The organism is Mesorhizobium sp. PL10 (assembly GCF_053714315.1).
In genome coordinates this window covers 143994-161433 of the sequence record NZ_JBSKBR010000006.1, presented here as the reverse complement: position 1 = coordinate 161433, position 17440 = coordinate 143994, and the positions used below count along the sequence as shown (strand labels likewise).

General features: G+C 62.1%; 20 protein-coding genes. 15 read left to right on the top strand and 5 right to left on the bottom strand.

Annotated elements, in window-relative coordinates:
* Nucleotides 1–95 precede the first annotated feature (95 nt).
* Nucleotides 96–1868, bottom strand: a complete 1773-nt coding sequence (locus ACWGTO_RS12180; RefSeq protein ID WP_454575101.1) for an adenylate/guanylate cyclase domain-containing protein — start codon at nucleotides 1866–1868, stop codon at nucleotides 96–98.
* A gap of 346 nt (nucleotides 1869–2214) precedes the next feature.
* Between ACWGTO_RS12180 and ACWGTO_RS12175 the strand changes: the two genes are divergently transcribed.
* From ACWGTO_RS12175 to ACWGTO_RS12165, 3 genes are all read left to right on the top strand, one after another.
* Nucleotides 2215–2472 carry a PepSY domain-containing protein gene (locus ACWGTO_RS12175; protein WP_454575100.1) on the top strand — a complete coding sequence of 86 codons (258 nt, stop codon included), beginning with the start codon at nucleotides 2215–2217 and terminating at the stop codon, nucleotides 2470–2472.
* An 81-nt stretch (nucleotides 2473–2553) separates the two neighbouring features.
* Nucleotides 2554–3294, top strand: a complete 741-nt coding sequence (locus ACWGTO_RS12170) for a lysozyme inhibitor LprI family protein (RefSeq protein ID WP_454575099.1) — start codon at nucleotides 2554–2556, stop codon at nucleotides 3292–3294.
* A 99-nt stretch (nucleotides 3295–3393) separates the two neighbouring features.
* Entirely contained in the window at nucleotides 3394–3858 is a 465-nt protein-coding gene (locus ACWGTO_RS12165) for a hypothetical protein (RefSeq protein ID WP_454575098.1), read from the top strand.
* Between the two features lie 91 nt (nucleotides 3859–3949).
* On the opposite strand, the gene ACWGTO_RS12160 is transcribed toward ACWGTO_RS12165, so the two are convergent.
* Entirely contained in the window at nucleotides 3950–5824 is a 1875-nt protein-coding gene (locus ACWGTO_RS12160) for a L,D-transpeptidase family protein (RefSeq protein WP_454575097.1), read from the bottom strand.
* Nucleotides 5825–6196: 372 nt separating this feature from the next.
* Here ACWGTO_RS12160 and ACWGTO_RS12155 point away from each other — a divergent pair, with 372 nt between their 5' ends.
* Nucleotides 6197–6595 (top strand): rhodanese-like domain-containing protein, encoded by a 399-nt coding sequence (locus ACWGTO_RS12155; RefSeq protein ID WP_454575096.1) that lies wholly within the window; start codon nucleotides 6197–6199, stop codon nucleotides 6593–6595.
* 45 nt (nucleotides 6596–6640) lie between these two features.
* Here the strand turns inward: ACWGTO_RS12155 and ACWGTO_RS12150 are convergent, their stop codons facing one another.
* On the bottom strand, nucleotides 6641–7549 hold the full coding sequence (locus ACWGTO_RS12150; protein ID WP_454575095.1) for an alpha/beta hydrolase: 909 nt from the start codon (nucleotides 7547–7549) through the stop codon (nucleotides 6641–6643).
* Between the two features lie 48 nt (nucleotides 7550–7597).
* On the opposite strand from ACWGTO_RS12150, the gene ACWGTO_RS12145 reads away from it, so the two are divergent.
* Nucleotides 7598–8050: a MarR family winged helix-turn-helix transcriptional regulator gene (locus ACWGTO_RS12145; RefSeq protein WP_454575094.1), complete on the top strand. Its 453-nt coding sequence runs from the start codon at nucleotides 7598–7600 to the stop codon at nucleotides 8048–8050.
* A 159-nt stretch (nucleotides 8051–8209) separates the two neighbouring features.
* A complete protein-coding gene (locus ACWGTO_RS12140) occupies nucleotides 8210–9280 on the top strand; it encodes a TolB family protein (RefSeq protein WP_454575093.1) in 1071 nt (356 codons plus the stop codon).
* A gap of 36 nt (nucleotides 9281–9316) precedes the next feature.
* Here the strand turns inward: ACWGTO_RS12140 and ACWGTO_RS12135 are convergent, their stop codons facing one another.
* Together ACWGTO_RS12135 and ACWGTO_RS12130 are read right to left on the bottom strand one after the other, a co-directional pair.
* Entirely contained in the window at nucleotides 9317–9928 is a 612-nt protein-coding gene (locus ACWGTO_RS12135; protein WP_454575092.1) for a pyridoxamine 5'-phosphate oxidase family protein, read from the bottom strand.
* 67 nt (nucleotides 9929–9995) lie between these two features.
* On the bottom strand, nucleotides 9996–10349 hold the full coding sequence (locus ACWGTO_RS12130) for a gamma-butyrobetaine hydroxylase-like domain-containing protein (protein WP_454575091.1): 354 nt from the start codon (nucleotides 10347–10349) through the stop codon (nucleotides 9996–9998).
* A gap of 200 nt (nucleotides 10350–10549) precedes the next feature.
* Between ACWGTO_RS12130 and moaA the strand changes: the two genes are divergently transcribed.
* From moaA to ACWGTO_RS12085, 9 genes are all read left to right on the top strand, one after another.
* Nucleotides 10550–11545, top strand: a complete 996-nt coding sequence (moaA, locus tag ACWGTO_RS12125) for a GTP 3',8-cyclase MoaA (RefSeq protein ID WP_454575090.1) — start codon at nucleotides 10550–10552, stop codon at nucleotides 11543–11545.
* Between the two features lie 55 nt (nucleotides 11546–11600).
* Nucleotides 11601–12113 carry a hypothetical protein gene (locus tag ACWGTO_RS12120; protein WP_454575089.1) on the top strand — a complete coding sequence of 171 codons (513 nt, stop codon included), beginning with the start codon at nucleotides 11601–11603 and terminating at the stop codon, nucleotides 12111–12113.
* A gap of 97 nt (nucleotides 12114–12210) precedes the next feature.
* Complete coding sequence (locus ACWGTO_RS12115; protein WP_454575088.1) at nucleotides 12211–12567, top strand: hypothetical protein; 357 nt, start codon at nucleotides 12211–12213, stop codon at nucleotides 12565–12567.
* Between the two features lie 136 nt (nucleotides 12568–12703).
* Nucleotides 12704–13624, top strand: a complete 921-nt coding sequence (locus ACWGTO_RS12110; RefSeq protein ID WP_454575087.1) for a DMT family transporter — start codon at nucleotides 12704–12706, stop codon at nucleotides 13622–13624.
* A gap of 4 nt (nucleotides 13625–13628) precedes the next feature.
* On the top strand, nucleotides 13629–14261 hold the full coding sequence (gene mobA, locus ACWGTO_RS12105) for a molybdenum cofactor guanylyltransferase MobA (RefSeq protein ID WP_454575086.1): 633 nt from the start codon (nucleotides 13629–13631) through the stop codon (nucleotides 14259–14261).
* Nucleotides 14258–14761, top strand: coding sequence for a molybdopterin-guanine dinucleotide biosynthesis protein B (mobB, locus tag ACWGTO_RS12100; RefSeq protein ID WP_454575085.1), 504 nt, complete (start codon nucleotides 14258–14260; stop codon nucleotides 14759–14761). The genes mobA and mobB overlap by 4 nt, the downstream gene beginning before the upstream one ends.
* A 216-nt stretch (nucleotides 14762–14977) precedes the next feature.
* On the top strand, nucleotides 14978–15763 hold the full coding sequence (locus ACWGTO_RS12095; protein WP_454575084.1) for an ABC transporter substrate-binding protein: 786 nt from the start codon (nucleotides 14978–14980) through the stop codon (nucleotides 15761–15763).
* A 77-nt stretch (nucleotides 15764–15840) separates the two neighbouring features.
* Complete coding sequence (locus ACWGTO_RS12090; protein ID WP_454575083.1) at nucleotides 15841–16560, top strand: ABC transporter permease; 720 nt, start codon at nucleotides 15841–15843, stop codon at nucleotides 16558–16560.
* On the top strand, nucleotides 16557–17378 hold the full coding sequence (locus ACWGTO_RS12085) for an ABC transporter permease (protein ID WP_454575082.1): 822 nt from the start codon (nucleotides 16557–16559) through the stop codon (nucleotides 17376–17378). The genes ACWGTO_RS12090 and ACWGTO_RS12085 overlap by 4 nt, the downstream gene beginning before the upstream one ends.
* Nucleotides 17379–17440 lie beyond the last annotated feature (62 nt).

Below are 17440 nucleotides of genomic sequence, written 5' to 3'. Positions count from 1 at the left end.
CGATGCCGGCCGTTCAACGCCTAGGTTTGCATCGGTTGTACGTATGTGAATTTTTTCACAGTTAATCCGTGTTCGGCCAGCATTGAGCCTCATGCTCATTTGGCCAGTTGGAAATTGGCGACGAGGAACTCGTTCGCGGCCTTGTCGGTGAAGGGTATCCAGCGCACGCGCTGTTCTGAAAAATCGGGATGTCGGGTGGCGAAAATGGCCATCTCGCGCCGCGCCTGTTCCGGCCGGCCGCTGCGCATCAGTGCGCCGATTTTCAGGAACCTGGCATAGAAATATCCGGGAGACAGGTTGAGCGAGCGGTCGGCGGCGGCGATCGCCGCCGGCCAGTCCTCGACGAAACTGTAAGCGGCCGTCAGTTCCCCCAGATTGTGGAAGCGGTAGAGATCGAACGGGCTCAATCGCTCGGTGTCGAGAAAGAACGGTATCGCTGACGCGGCATTGCCGAGCAGCAGCTGGGCGCTGCCCATGGCCGAACGCGCGAAGGCAAAGCTCGGATTGATGTGAATCGCTTCCTCGAGATGGTCGACCGCCGATCGCGGCTCGCCCCGCATGATGTCGACGGCGCCGAGATGGGCGTGCGGGCGCGCATCCAGGCTGTCCATCAGCAAGGCCTTGCGGGCAAACTGCTCGACCTTGTTCAAATCGTCGCTATCGCCGAAACGCAGCCATGCCCGCCAGAAATACCACCACGCCATTTCATTCAGCACAGCGCTTGAATTGGGATCCTCGCGGTAGGCCTTCTGGAAGAATTCCAGCGCGGTTTCGGTGTCGCCGCGGGTGCGGCGGTTCATGTGCCAGCGACCGCGCCGCACCAACTGCCAGGTCTCCAGGCTTTCCCAGGGCACCTGGAAGGTGCGCGCCTGCTCCGCCCGATCGACCTCCTTGTCGAGGATCGAAACGATCTCGGCGCCGATCTGATCACGCAGGTTGAAGATGTCGACCAGCTCGCGATCGAAGCGCTGTGACCAGACCAGCCGCCCGTTGGACGCGTCCGCCAGTGAGGTGTTGAGACGGATCTGGCTGCCATTGCGCATCAGCGTGCCGCTGACGATGTAGCGCGCGCCAAGCGCGTTGCCGATCACCCGCGTGCCCAACGTATCGTCGCGAAACTGGAAGCTGGAACCCTTGGCGATGACCGAGAGCCACTTGGTGTTGGAAAGACCGTAGATGATGTCCTCGGCGATGCCGTCGGCCATATAGCCGATGTCGTGCTCGCCGCCATCGCCATGGAAGGGTAGCACGGCGATAGCCGGCGGCCCCTTGGACGAAAGCTTCTGCTGGACGTTCACCTGAGGAATGGCTGCGAACGATGCCGCAGGCGAGGATCCGTTGCCGCCGCGGCCGGCGATAAGCACGCGCACCGGCAGCGCAATGTTCTTCAGCATGAATTCGCCAAGATCGGTGAATTCGGCTGCCGTCTTGTCCTTCACATGGTGCCACGTCGTCTCCGAAACGGCGAGACCGTCGCCCGGCGCGAACTCCTGGATGCGGGCGGCGATGTTGACGTCGTCGCCGTAAAGGCGGCCGCCACGCACGATGACGTCGCCGGTGTTAATGCCAGCGCGAAACGGCATACGCATATCGTCGGCAGCGGATGCGTTAAGGGCGACGATGCGGCCCTGAAAATCGAAGGCCGCGCGCAGGGCCTCGATCGGATTGCCGAATTCGGCCATGATGCTGTCGCCGGCGTCGCCGAACGTGCGGCCGCCAAACGTGCCACAGCTGTCGGCGATGATGTCTCGCCGCTCCTCAAATGCCGCGACAGCAGACTCATCGTCGATGCCCATCAGCCGTGAAAACCCGACGGCATCGATAGAAATGATTGTCGCCAGCTGACGGGTGTAGTTCCGTACAGCCATGTTGGAGCCCCGGTCCCTTCTGGTTCTGATCCAGCACAGGCGACGACCCGTTCCTGAAACATTCCGCCGCGCACTGAGAGAAGAAATCCCGGCGGGTTTGGCGCGCCATGCCACCCCGCCAGGACCAGAACTTTAGCAGGGTCTTGGCGAAAGCTCTACCACCATCAATCTGCCAGGCGCAGGTCGTGGCAACGCACATGGTTAGCCAGCAGTTAGCACAAATATCACGAGCATGGTCGTTCCAACTAAAGCCTGGCGTACCTTCCCGACGCCAGCCTTGGCGGAACAAACTGGCCTGCGAGCGAGTTTTCCGTGCGATCCATGCCAACATGAAATGAGGGCAATCATGCGAAATCTTGTTTTGGCGACCGGCGCTGCTGTTCTTCTAGCCGGCTCAACAGCCTTTGCCGAGGATGACAGGCCGCTGCCGCCGACGAACGCCCAGAAACTGTCGGCAATCATCGCCAAGGTCGAACAGCGTGATGGCTTTCGCTATGTGAAGGAGGTCGACTGGGACAAGGACGGCTACACCGTCACCTACTACACTGCCGACAAGGCGAAAGTCGAGATCACCTTCGATCCGGTGACCGCCGAACCGAAATAGCGCTGCTCGCACCGCTTCGGCAATTCCGTCCGCTGCGCTTTTTGCCTACAATGGCGGCAGTTGTCGGACAACGGGGCGGCTATGCTTTCTTCCCATAGAATTGCCAACTGGCTCGTGCTCGTCATGGCGCTGGCCGGCGGAGCGATCTGCCTTGATCCAGCACGTGCCGAGGGGCCTTCCTTCGACTGCCGCAAAGCCAACCTGCCGGTGGAAAAGGCGATCTGTGCCGACCCGCAACTGTCGGCCATCGATGCGTTGGTGGCCAAGGCCTTCGTAGGCTTCGAGCCCGCCTTTGGCGGCGACAAGCGCAAGATCGCCCGGGCGCTGATCGCCGACAGGAATGCCTGCGGGCAGGACGCCGCCTGCATCGTCAGTGCCCAGAACAACGCCCTGCAGACCTATGGCAATGCGCCATCCTGGGTGCAGGACTACAATGTCGCCCTGATCGGCAAGAAGGCGCTCGACACCGCCGTGCGCCATCCGGGCAGCCCCGACCAGCCCCTGCCCTCGTCGATCGGAAAATGTGCCTTTACCCACATCACGGCGCTGACGACGCGGCTCGGCGACGACCCGCTGGAAACCGCAAGTCCTGAAGCCGGCAGTCTGGCGCGATTCAGCAATCATGGTGCTGGGGTCTCCTATGAGCGCGAGCCGGGCCTGGCCAGCTCGAAAGTCGGCGACCCCGTCGTGATGTGCCTGATATCAATCCCGCGGGACTGCCCGGAGGGCGATGAACGCGGCCGCGTCTACTATGGCGTCGACCTCACGATAAAGGGCACATGGGTGCTGCCCGATTCGCAGCATATGTGCGGCGGCGCCTGAAGTTTTGCCGCAAAAGCACTGCTGGATGCGCCCTTGCGCCGATACGCCTTTGATGGCTCAGTGCGCGCAACAGTTGCGGGGCACGGGGGTGCATTGGCGATGGTAAAGCACGTTTTGAAGCGCATCCTGATGATGCTTGCCGGCTTTTTCGTTTCGGTGCTGATCGGGTTGATCGCCGTGGTGGTGATCTACAGCGCGCTCGCCGCGCTGCCCAACGCGCCGGACTATTTCGGCACCATGTCAGCAACGCCGCTGGTGGTGCTGCTGTGGCCGCCGGTCGGCATTGTCGTCTATTTCTTTGCGATCATACTGACCTGTGTGCAGACGCTGATCTTCGCGCTGCTGACAGAGTTCTTCGCGCTGCGCAATTTCCTGATCCACATGCTGTTTGGCGCAGCCGCCGCCGCGGCGGGCTTCTTCCTGATCTGGCCCGGCGCGGAAGAGGATGTAGAACGCTGGGCCGATATCGGCATCATCGCAGCCGCCGGCCTGGTCGCGGGCCTGGTCTATTGGCTGATCGCCGGCCGCGACGCCGGCTTCCGGCGCCCGCTCTTCCAGCGCTGATCGCACGAAACGCGCGGCCGTCTGATAGTCTAAAGAAACCAAAGGGATGGGACAGGTCCCTCGTTTTGATGAACGAGGAACCCTGGTGGGGTCAGCTCGATGGCGAGCGCACCGCTTCGGTCGCGACCAGCGCCTGCATCAGCCGCGTGTCGCGATCGTAGACGTCGTTGAAATATTCGACGTTGCCGGACAGGTCCGGCCAGGCGGTGAAGTATGCGACGTAGACGGGAATCGTGCGCGTCACGTCTTCGGTCGCATGGCCGTGCTTCAGCTTTTCGGCGATGTCGTCGACCGAGACGCCAAGCACCGCCGCCGCCATGCCGCGCGGATCCTGCAGGCGAATACAGCCATGGCTCAGTGCGCGCATGTCACGCTCGAAAAACGACTTCTGCGGCGTGTCGTGCATGTAGATGGCGTGCTTGTTGGGGAACAGGATCTTCAATTCACCCAGCGCATTGGCTTCGCTCGGCTGCTGGCGCACACTGTAGGGAATGTTGGCACCGTAGGCGCCCCAATCGACAGACGACGAGGGAACCTGCCTGCCGCGCGAATCGGTCACCTCGTAGCCGGCGCGATCGAGATAGCCCGGATCGCCACGCAGCCTGGGCAGCATCTCGTTGACGATGATCGACTGCGGCACACCCCAATAGGGATGGAAATCGACTTGCTTGATCTCCTTGAAGAAGAAGGCGGTCTGATTGGTGGTCCTGCCGATGACGACGCGGGTCTTCAGCTTCTCCTCGCCATTGTCGATGTAAATGGCGGTGAAGGCGGGCTGGTTGATGAAGACGCGCGGGCTGCCGAGATCGGACGGCATCCAGCGAAGCTCTTCAAGTGCTACCTGCACTTTCTGCAGCCGGTCGGCCTTGGAGACGCCGGCGAGCGAAGCGACGGTGCGCGGGCCGATGACGCCATCGCCCTTCATTCCGGCCTTCACCTGCACGGCCTTGATGACCGGCACCAGTTCGGGAACATAGACGTCGCTGGTGCCGAGCCTGGACAGGATCTCGCCAAAGGCGCCGCCCATCTCGTCATCGAGATTGCGCGCGATCAGCGTCAGCAGCTTCGGGAGTTCAGCACTGGTCTCGCCGGGCTTCAGCAACAGCTTGGGATCGACGACGATTTCATTTTCGGCGCTGGCCTGCAGCGATTCCAGTTCGACGCGCAGCGCCTGATATTCCGCATTCTGCGGATGCCGCGATTCGAGATAGGTGCGCACTTGCTGGGTGTGGGCGAGCGTCTTCAGCACGCCTTCCATGTCGACCGGCTTGGGCGGAAATTCATAGTAGCCGGTGATGCGGTTGGGATCGACGCGGCCGCTCTGGGAGTCATGGGCATAGCGCAGCACGCGCGCCGACAACGCCATCTCGAAGCGCACGAGCTCCTTCAGATGCGTGTCGGCATCGACCGCCGATGCATTGGCTGCCGGCACCTCGACCGAGTAGTCGGCCGGCGTGAGACCGTAGCTTGCCGCTTCGCCAAGCACACGCACCGCATCCTGGGCGCGCGCATTGGGGTTGCCTTCGTTCACCCAGATGAAGTCCGGATTGGCCGAGTAATAGGCAATCAGCGCCTTGGCGATATCGGGCTCGGCATAGAGTTCGTAGTCGCTGAGGCCTGCAACGGCTTCGCGGAAGGCGGTGCTTGTCGCCGATGGTACAAAGGCAGCGTCCTGGGCAGTTGCGACCTGAGGCGGCGCGGCCACCAATGTCGTGAAGTCGACGCGAACCAGACGGTCGGCCTTGTAGGTGTAGTAGGACGGGCTGCTGATCCTGCTGCCACCTGATACGGCCGGCTTCGGCTTGCGCTTGGGCGGCGGCGGGAATTCGCCTTGCGGGTTGTGCCTGACGCCGCCGCCAAACAGCATGTCGAACAGCCCCTGCGCGCTTGCCTGCGGTACACCGAAGGCAAGCGTTGCCGCAACCGCAAGCGGCATCACAGTGGCTTTATTTCCCAGAAATTTCATGGATCTCCCGCTCCGGCTGCAAGCCGGCTCCCGTTCCGCGCCGCTAGACGATCTTGCCAACCGCATGGCGGATGTAAGGCGCTACTATACTGATTCATACCGATTTCGTTAAGCTTCCATAAATTTCGACGGGTCTGTTGCAGAACGGTTTCACAACATCGTGACGCCTGGAGCGGCGCTGCCGCCGCCCTCGCCCATGTGAACGGCTGCCGCCTTCGCGGCAACGAACGTGCCTCGCGCGCGTCACTTCTGGCGACCGTGGCCGGAGCGATGGCGGCGTGGCAGGGGCTGGCCGGAACGGCGTGACAAAGTACCGATGTTGTGCTGGAAATCGGGTTAGCGGCGAAACCGCGCGGCCGGGAGGGATTGTTCGTGAAAAAAGGGTATCGCGAGTTGCTCGACGAGGCCAATGCCGAGATCGAGGTGGTGTCGCCGGAGGAAGCAGCCGGGCTGCTCGACGACGAGGACACCATCTTTGTCGATCTGCGCGACCCTCGCGAGGTGGAGCGGGATGGCCAAATTCCCGGCGCCAAGCATGTCACCCGCGGCATGCTGGAATTCTGGATCGATCCCGAAAGCCCCTACCACAAGCCGTTCTTCGCCTCGGGCAAGAGCTTTGTCTTCTTCTGCGCCGGCGGCTGGCGCTCGGCGCTGGCCACCAAGACGGCGCAGGATATGGGGCTGGAGCCGGTCAAGCACATACTCGGCGGCTACACCGCCTGGAAGGCGGCCGGATTGCCGGTCGAGCCGGGCGGCAAGAAAAAGGGCTAGCCCAGCGCGCCAGCATTACTGGCGTCGACCAATACACCATCGGAATCAATGCAGTATCGGCTCGCGTTCACTCGCGACGAAGGTCACGGCGCGCTCGACGACGCCTTTGTCGGCGAGAATGCGGCGGTGGCCGAGCCCATCGGCCCAGTGTAGCAGCACATGGCTGCCCGCCCCTGCGTAGCGTTTGGCATGGTCGGCATGAACTTCGCGGTCGTCGGGCGCGTGGATGACGAGCGTCGGCACCGGCGCTTCGGCCAATTGACGGTCGCCGGTGAATTCGTTGAGCGGCCTGCCGGATAGCCGCTTCACCTGATCGGCCATGGAGACCTGCGAACGCGGGCCGACATTGAGCATGCGGCTGAAGTCGGCGAAGATTGCCGGCAAGGAGCTGGGTGCGGCGATCAGCACCAGTTGTTCGGCCGCCACCGGCTGGATCCCTCTGATCGAACCGGCAATGGCATTGGCGGCAACAGCGCCGCCGAAGGAATGGCCGACGATCGCCTTGAACGGCCCGAACCATTGACCAGCCACCTTTGCCGCTTCGACCGCGTTGACCATGTTGAGATGGCGGCCCAGTGACTGGCCGTGGCCCGGCAGGTCGAGCGAGGCGACCCGGTAACCGGCATTGCGAAAGCCTTCGATCAGCGCGCGCATATATTCGGTGCGCGAGCGCCAACCATGGATGACCAGCACTGTGCCGGCGGACGCCCCGCCCGGCTCGGGCCGGAATTCATGCACCATGACGCAGCCGTTCCTGGTCTTCAGCCGATGGTGGCGCGCCTCGGCCATGAAGCCCGCCGCACGGTCGACCGCGCGCCGCTCGCCGTCGCTGAGCGCCTTCACGCTCGGCGTGCGGCAGAACAGTTCGAAGGCGGCGCGGCCGCTCAGGCGTGGCGCCACATGCTCGGCGGCGCCGAACACGCCCCGGATGACCTTCAGTCCAAATGATGCCATAGTGGCGATCCATCCATTCCGTTCAAGCATGAACATAATAGTTCAAACATGAACATTAAACAAGACCTGCCCTGGGACAACCCGCGCTTCCGCAACTGGGTCGCGGTGGCGCGCGCCTGCCATGTGCTGGAGCGCGCGTTGGCGGTGAAGCTGGCGCCGCTGGATCTCAAGCCGGCGCAGCTCGACGTGCTGATGAACCTCTATCGCCATCCCGGCATGTCGCAGCACGATCTCGCCCGCAAACTGCTGGTCGGCCGCTCCAACATTACCATGCTGTTGCCGCAACTGGAGGCGCGTGGCCTGTTGCGCCGCGAAGGCGACGAGAAGGACAAGCGCGTGCTGCGGCTGACGCTTACCGAGGCCGGCACGGAGCTTTTGATGAAGGCGCTGAAGGTGCATATGGCGCTGATCGAAAAGGCGATGAGCCAGTCGACGCCGGAACAGTGCGACATGATCGGCGAACAAATGCGCAAGATCTACGATGTGCTGAAGGATACCTGAGCAGAGCCGGAGCATGATCCCGGGAAGATCATGCTCTTGCGTTTCGTCTGAGGGCCGATCGACATGACTGCGACTTTGCGCAATTTTTCCGTGGCTGTGCTTGGCATCGTTGTGGCTCTGTGCAGCCCTGCGGCGGCACAGGATTACGGTGGGTATCGCGTGCTCGACGCCAAGGTCATCAAGGATATGTGGACCGTTGCGGGTCAAAAGGCGGCGCTGCTGTCGCCTGATGGTAGCCGGCTGCTTCATCTCAACGGCGACGAGTTGTGTTTGCTGGCGCCGTCTCAGATCGGTCCCTGGGCAAGACTCGCCTGCACGCAATCCACGCCCGATAACCGCCCGGGCGAAGCGGCAGACATGTTCTGGTCGCCGGCCGGCAGACAGTTGCTGATGCCGACATATCGCAACGCATTGGAGGCTTTCCGGGATACGGACATCCGGCTCTTCGATCCCACCACGTTTGCCGTCAGGAGCCTGACCGAAGACAATTTCGACGGCAGCTTTCTCGACGGCAAGGGGCCCGCGAACCTGGACGTTCTCAGCCATTGGATCGACGGCGACACCATCGCCTTTATCCGCTACGCGATCCCCGAGGGAGGCATCAAGCAAGGTGTTTCGACGAGCCTGATGACGATCGAGGTTGGCGGCGGCGATCCTCGCCTTGCGTTCGAATTTGCTTCCAAGAGCAGGTTCCGGATTTGGGCGATGACCGCATCAGGGGACGGCAAGCAGATCGCCTATAGCGTGGCGGACAAGGACGATGCCGATAAAGCCGGCATCTATCTGTTGAACCTCGGCGAAGCGACGCCGAAGCGCGTCGCCGCGATGAGCGACACCGGCCAGCCGAGCGGGCTGGCTTTTTCGGCCGACGGGAAATTCCTGCTGCTGCTAGGGCGAACTGTCAGGGGCATCGATGCGAAGGTAATCGATCTTGCCAGTGGCGAGATCCAGCCGGTCGATCGCGCCCAGAACGTCGTGGGAGTGGCATGGTCACCGACCGGGTCGGCGCTCGCCTATATCACTTACGACAGCAAGAACGCCGATATGCCTGGCGGCCTGTTTCTCACCGATGCCCCCGGCAAGCCGGCCCGGCTGCTTATCGGCGGAGGATTTTTCCCGACCGTCTGCTGCGGCCAGCAGCCGTTCACCTGGGCCTCGAACGACACCATGATCCTTGCGCAGATGCGTGACAAACTGGGGTCGGTAATGTTCGTCCGGTTGGGGAAATAGCGCCGGAGCGGTTTTCGCTTCAGAAGAGCAACCCGCTCACCACATCGTCTTCTTCGCCCGTTCCGGCCATTCCTTGTCATAGGCCTCGCCGTCGATGTTCTTGAGGCTGGTGACCTCAAGGATTTTTCCCGGCGTCGGCAGCGATTTCGGGTCGACGTGTTTGGCCGGGTTCCACAGCTCCGAGCGGACGATTGCGCGGGCGCACTGGAAATAGACGGAATCGACATCGACCACGGTGACCGAGCGCGCCGGCTTGCCTTCGACGGTGAAGGAGGCGCAAAGCGCGGCGTCGGTGGTGATGCGCGCACGGCCGTTGACGCGCAGCGTCGTGCCCGAGCCTGGTACAAGGAACAGCAGCCCGACGCGCGGATCCCTAATGATGTTCTTCAGCGAATCGGCGCGGTTGTTGCCGCGCCGATCCGGCATCATCAGGGTCTTCGGGTCGTGGATGCGCACGAAGCCGGCGAGATCGCCGCGCGGAGAGCAGTCGAGCCCTTCCGGCCCGCTCGTCGCCAGCGCGACAAAGGGCGAGGCTTCCATGAAGGCGGCATATTCGGGGATGACGTGGTCGAGTTCCTTGACCGTCGACGCTTCGCCGGGCAGACCGTAGAGCGCTTCGAGTTGTTCAACCGATGTGATCTCAGACATTTTTTTCCGTCTCCGAACCTTTGCCGGCGCTACTCCCAATCAATGACGTTTTGACGACAGCGACGAACTAGCGGTCGCGGCTCAGCCCCTTCTCCTGGAGTTCGGCGAGATAGGCATTCCAGCGCTCGTCCTTTTCGTGGCCGAGCGTATGCAGATAGTTCCAGGTGAAGATGCCGGTGTCGTGGAAATCGTCGAAGGTGATGCGCACGGCATAATTGCCGACCGGCTCGATCTTCAGGATAGTGACGTTGCGCTTGCCCGGCACCGTCACCCGCTGGTCTGGCGAGTGGCCCTGCACTTCGGCCGAGGGCGATGCGACGCGCAGCAACTCGGCCGGCAGTTCAAACGGGCGATGATCGGGAAAGGTGACCGACAGCAGCTTTCTGTCCTTCGAGACCCGGAGTTCCTTCGGCGCCGTCATCGTTTTCAATCCTGCCTCAATCCGCCCTTCCCTACGCTGCTTCGCGCGGCCGGAAAAGGCCATTTGGACGCGGCCGACATCGGATGTCGGCCAGGGAATGTTACCAAAGATCAAGAGCCGCTATCTTGAATGGTGGGTTGGTTCGTATCACATAGCTGTATATAACGGCGCCACTCGCAGCCATTGGAAACGCTTGACGCATGAACATGATCGATCCTTTCGGGCGCACGATCAGCTACTTGCGCGTGTCGGTCACCGACCGCTGCGATTTCCGCTGCACCTATTGCATGGCCGAGGACATGGCGTTCCTGCCCAAGAAGGACTTGCTGTCGCTCGAGGAACTCGACCGGCTCTGCACCGTCTTCATCGAGAAGGGCGTGCGCAAACTGCGCCTCACCGGTGGCGAGCCTCTGGTGCGCAAGAACATCATGCATCTGGTACGCCAGCTCTCGCGGCACCTGAGAAGCGGCGCTCTGGAAGAGCTGACGCTGACCACCAACGGCTCGCAGCTGTCGCGTTTTGCCGCCGAGCTCGCCGATTGCGGCGTCAAGCGCATCAATGTCTCGCTGGATACGCTGAATGCCGACAAGTTCCACGCCATCACCCGCTGGGGCCATCTCGGCAAGGTCATGGCGGGCATCGACGCCGCGCAGGCGGCCGGGCTGAAGATCAAGCTCAACGCCGTTGCGCTGAAGGATTTCAACGACGCCGAACTGCCGGAGATGATGCGCTGGGCGCATGGCCGCGGCATGGACCTCACCGTCATCGAAACCATGCCGATGGGCGAGATCGATGCCGACCGCACCGATCAGTATCTGCCGCTGTCCCTGCTGCGCGCCTCGCTGGAACGCCAGTTCACGCTGAGCGACATTCCCTACAAGACCGGTGGCCCGGCCCGCTATGTCCATGTCGCCGAGACCGGCGGCCGGCTCGGCTTCATCACGCCGATGACGCATAATTTCTGCGAAAGCTGCAACCGCGTGCGGCTGACCTGCACCGGCACGCTCTATATGTGCCTGGGCCAGGAGGATGCCGCCGACCTGCGCGCGCCGTTGCGCGCGTCAGAAGGCAACGAACTGGTCGCTGCCGCCATCGACGAAGCGATCGGCCGCAAGCCGAAGGGCCATGATTTCATCATCGACCGCCGCACCAGCCGCCCCTCGGTGTCCAGGCATATGAGCGTCACCGGCGGCTGATTTCTTCCACGATTCGGTGCAAGGAGTGTCTTTGGTCGCAGGCCAAGGAGGTCCCATGCTGCGTGTTTGTCGTACCGGTTTGTCGTCGCTGGCTGCGGTTCTGTCGTTGGCGACGATCATCACAACAACAGCGATCGCGAAGCCTTTCACCTACATCAATGCGCGCTTCGGTACTGTGTGCGCCGTCCCGGAAAACATTTTCAGCAAACGCATGCCCGAGCCAGATAATGGCGACGGGCAACAATGGCTTAGCGCCGACGGCGCCAGCCTTGCCTGTTACGGCAGCTACAATGCCTTGGACAATACGCCCGATAGTATTGTGGACGAGGAAAAAGCCAGCACCGAGCCAGGCTACACGGTCACCTACAGCAGGACCGGCAAGAACTGGGTGGTTGTCTCCGGCACCAAGGGCGACAAGATCTTCTATGCGAGAAGCGTATTCGGAAGAAAGGATGTCATCCATACCGTCCGGATCGAATATCCAGCGTCGCTCAAGGCGAAATATGATCCACTGATCGGCGCCATCGCCCGCAGCCTGCACGAGGCATCCGGGTCACACTGGGAATAAACCTTTCTCCAATCTGCAAACCCGATTTACCGCCATCGCGTTCCGCCCTAAATTTCGGCCTATAGCGGCTCTTCGCTCGTCTTTGGGGGAATACGACATGCGCACAGTCCTGATTCCACTTGCAATGCTTGGGTTTGCAGCCGCACCGGCCGCAGCGCAGTCGATCGGTGGCACCTACACCGTCGCCGGAACCAACTTCGACGGCTCGAAATATGGCGGCGAGGCCACCATCACGCTGACCAGCGAGACCACCTGCACCATCCACTGGGAGACGGGCGGGTCGTCTTCGGACGGCATCTGCATGCGCAACGACAATGCCTTCTCCGCCGGCTATGTCATGGGCAAGGAAATCGGCCTCGTCGTCTACAAGGTAGAGGATGACGGCTCGCTGCACGGCCTGTGGACCATCGCCGGCAAGAACGGCAGCGGCACCGAGGTGCTGACGCCGAAATGAGGCTGCGGGTCACCTGAAAGGCCCTCTCTCGAGGATTTTGCAGGCCACGGATGAAAGTCCGTGGCCTATTTCTTTGACGTTGCTGTCTTGCCGCCGGCTGCTACAGGCTTGATCCCGTGCAAAACCGGTAACGCCCTTGCCTCTTTCCCCAAATCTTCGCGGTGCGCTGTTCATGATGGTGGCCATGATCGGCTTCACCCTTAACGACGCCATCACCAAGTTCTCGTCGGAATCGATGAACATGGCGCAGGTCATGCTGGTGCGCGGCGCCTTTGCATCGGTGCTCGTCGGCCTGCTCGCCTGGCAGCAAGGCGCGCTCAAACGACCGGGCTCGATGCTGCAGCCGCTGGTGGCGCTGCGCGTCGTCGGCGAGGCCGGCGCCACCGTCGCCTTCCTCGTTGCGCTGGCGCATTTGCCGATCGCCAATGTCTCGGCAGTGCTGCAGGCGCTGCCGCTGGCGGTGACGATGGGGGCAGCCCTTGTGTTCGGTGAAGGAGTCGGCTGGCGGCGATGGCTGGCGATCGCCGTGGGCTTCGTCGGCGTGATGATCATCGTGCGGCCAGGCTTCGAAGGGTTCAGCGTCTATTCGCTATACGCACTCGTCAGCGTCGCCTGTTGTGCTGTGCGCGATCTCGCCACCAAGCGCATCCCGCAGGCTATCCCCACATTGCTGGTGTCGACGGCGACCGCGATCGCCATGACCATCGTCGGCGCACTCCTGCTGTCGCCGATGGGCGGCTGGACACCGATGTCGGGCAAAGGCACCGCGCTGCTGGCTCTGGCGGCGGTGCTGGTGCTGATCGGCTACCAGTTCATCATTATGGCGATGCGCGCCGGCGACATCTCCTTCGTCGCGCCGTTCCGCTACACCGCGCTGTTGTGGTCGATCCTGCTGGGCCTCGGAATCTTCGGTGATATCCCCGACGTGCCGATGATCGTCGGCTCCGCCATCATCATCGGCTCCGGTCTTTACGCGCTCTATCGCGAGCGGGCAGTCGGCCGGCAAAAGCCCGCCGCCGAAAGCGCTGGACCCGACATGGCGCCGGACGGCATATAGGGCCATGAGCCGAGACATTGCAGGGATCATCCTGGCCGGAGGCCTGTCACGGCGCATGGGCGGCGGCGACAAGACCTTGCTCGCCCTTGGCGGGCGTCCGCTGCTCGACCATGTCGTTGCCCGCCTGGCGCCGCAGGTCGGATCGCTGGTGCTGAGCGCCAATGGCGATCCGGCACGCTTTGCGGCGTCCGGGCTTTCGGTTCTCGCCGATACGGTCGAAGGCCATGCCGGACCGCTGGCCGGGATCCTTACCGGCCTCGAATGGGCGGCAGCAAACAATGCCTCCGAGGCATTGGTGACGGCCGCCGGCGACACGCCGTTCCTGCCAGTCGATCTGGTCACGAGGCTGGCCGCCGCCGCAGCCAGTCGGGCGGGCTCGATCGCGGTTGCCAGTTCCAGCGGCAGGCGGCATCCGACCTTCGCGCTGTGGCCGCTCGGGCTGCGTCAGGCCTTGCGCCGTTTCCTGGTCGACGAGGACAACAGGCGAGTCTCCGCCTTCATCGAGCGCCACGACTTTATCGAGGTGGAGTTTCCGCTGCTGGCGGTTGACGGCGGTCAGTTCGACCCGTTCTTCAACATCAATGCACCGGACGATCTTGCGGTGGCCGAGCGTCTGTTGCAGAGCATCGCGCCATGAACATATTCGGCATCACCGGCTGGAAGAATTCCGGCAAGACCACATTGACCGAGAAACTGGTCACCGAGCTCGTCCGGCGCGGTTGGACGGTGTCGACGGTCAAACACGCCCATCATGAGTTCGACATCGACAAGCCGGGCGCGGACTCCTTTCGCCACCGCCAGGCGGGCGCCACCGAAGTCGCGGTGGTGTCTGGCACACGCTGGGCGCTGATGCACGAACTGCGCGGCGAAGACGAGCCGAGGCTGGAGACGATCCTGTCGCGGCTTGCACCGTGCGACATCGTGCTGGTCGAAGGCTACAAGCGCGAGGCGCACCAAAAGATCGAAACAAGACGGCTCGAGGCCAAGGACCGGTCGCCGCTCTCGGCAAACGACGGCCATATCGTAGCGATCGCCGCCGACTTCGCGGTCGCCGGCGAAAGCCTGCCGGTGTTCGATCTCAACGACACGGGATTGATAGCCGACTTCATCGAGCGCGCCACCGGCCTCAAAACCTGACGCCCCTGCCCGAGCCCGATTCAGCCGGTCTCCTGAGCGGTTCCATTGTCTGACCCGGCGTCAGCATTGGCTGGACCTGCAAATCCCGCAAGCAACGGTTTTACTGTTGCTTTTGTCCCGAAAACAGTGGGAGTATCGCGCCAGCGGGCGGTCAAAAGCACCGCCCCACAGAGCCGTTTCGGAACGACGGCCGGGAGCCATAAAGAGAGGACTATCATGCGTATTGCACTGCGTATCGCGCTCGCCGCATCGGCTGCGCTGCTGACGCTCGGCGTCGCCCAGGCTCAGGAAAAGACCCTGAGGATCGGCACCGAAGGCGCCTACCCCCCATTCAACAATCTGACCTCCGACGGCCAGCTCGTCGGCTTCGACATCGACATCGCCAAGGCGCTCTGCGACGAGATGAAGGTCAAGTGCACCTTCGTCGCCCAGGATTGGGACGGCATCATCCCGGCACTGCAGGCCGGCAAGTTCGATGCCATCGTCGCCTCGATGTCGATCACGCCGGAGCGTCAGGAAAAGGTCGACTTCACCAACAAATACTACAACACCCCCTCGGCGCTGGCTGTGCCGAAGGACTCGACGCTTAAGGGCGTTACCAAGGAAGACCTCGCCGGCAAGACGATCGGCGTCGCCACCACCACGACGCATTTCAACTACGCCTCGAAGACCTATACGGACAGCACGGTCAAGGGCTATCCGAGCAGCCCCGAGGAGCAGGCCGATCTCGCCAATGGGCGTCTCGACGCGATCCAGGACGATATCGTCGTGTTGCAGCAGTTCCTGGATTCGCCCGACGGCGCCTGCTGCAAGATTCTAGGCCAGCCTTCGCCGCAGCCGGTCGAGATTTTTGGGCCGGGCGCCGGCATCGCCGTGCGCAAGGGCGAGACCGATCTCGTCAAGCAGTTCAACGACGCGATCGCTGCCATTCGCAAGAACGGAAAATACAAGGAAATCAACGACAAGTATTTCAAGTTCGACGTTTACGGCGCCGAGTCCTGATCACTGTGGTCAACAGCGGCGGGGTTTTTCCCCGCCGCCTTCCTCATCTCTGATCGCCGTGGAGACAAGACCCGTCAATGCCAAGCCAGAACATATGGATACTTCTGAGTTGGGGACCCGATGGCTGGATTGACGATATTGCCTATGGCGCACTGGTCACCATCGCGCTTGCGCTGGCGACACTGCCCATCGGCTTGACGATCGGCTTCTTCGTCGCCTGGGCCAAACAGTCCGAAGAACCGTCGCTGCGGCTTGCCGCCAATATCTACACCACCGTCTTCCGCGGCTTGCCGGAACTGGTGACGCTGTTCCTGTTTTTCTTTGGCGTGCCAATCCTGCTGCAGCATCTCGTGCGATATTTCCGGCCCGACGCGACCGTCGACGTCAACAGCTTCGTCGCCGGCATGATCGTGCTGTCGCTGATCTTTTCATCCTATGCCAGCGAGGTGTTTCTTTCAGCCTTTCGTGCCATACCGAAAGGCCAGTATGAGGGCGGCTATGCCATCGGCCTGTCGAACTGGCTGACCATGCGCAAGGTGATCTTGCCGCAACTCCTTCGCATTGCATTTCCCGGACTTGAGAACTGCTGGCTCAGCCTGCTCAAGGATACGTCGCTCGTGTCGGTCGTCGGCCTCGCCGAGACGCTGCGCAATGCCTACACTGCTGCCCGCGTTACCAAGCACGCTTTCCTGTTCTATGGCGTTGCGGCCCTGGTCTTCCTCGGTCTGGCCATCGTTTCATCCTTTGCCACCAGCGCGATCCTGCGCTCGCTCGGCCGGCGAGAGGCACAACGATGAGCGTCACCGCCACCATGGTCGAACGGCCGCCACCACGGGCGCGTGGGTGGCCGCGCAGCCGTGTCATCGGCTATGCGATGGTCGGCTTCTGGATCCTGTTCGGCCTCGGCATCGTCAGTTACCTGATCTTTGCCTGGAACGCCGACTTCTTCGCCAAATATGCCCCGGCCTATCTCAAGGGCCTTCAAACCACGTTGTTGCTGGTCTGCATATCGATGGTGCTCGGAGCGATCCTGTCGGTGCCGGTCGCCTATGGACGTATGTCCAGCAACCGGCTCTTGTCCGGCCTCGCCTATTGCTATGTCTATTTCTTCCGCGGCACGCCGCTGCTGGTCCAGACATATCTGGTCTACTACGGCCTGGGATCGTTCAGGGCTGAACTTCAAACGATTGGCCTCTGGGATTTTTTCAAAGACGCTTTCAATTGCGGTGTGTTTGCCTTCGCACTCAACACCGCCGCCTATCAGGCCGAAATCCTGCGCGGCGCCATCGAAAGCGTGCCAAGAGGCCAGTGGGAAGGCGCCGCCTCGCTCGGCCTCCACAAATTGCAGACGCTGCGAAAGATCATCCTGCCGCAGGCGTTGATCGTCGCCTTGCGTCCCTATGGCAACGAGTTGATCCTGATGGTCAAGGCCTCGGCTATCGTCGCCATCATCACCGTCTACGATTTGATGGGTCAGGCCAAGCTTGCCTTTGCCAACTCGTTCGACATCCAGGCCTATATCTGGGTCGCCCTTGTCTATCTGGTGATGGTCGAGATCTTGCGCCATGGCGTTGAATGGATCGAACGCCGCATCACCATACATCTGAAGCGCTGACTGGTCAGCTGCACCAGTCGATCGGCCCATGCACGTCTTGACGAATTGCGCGCAGAGCCTAG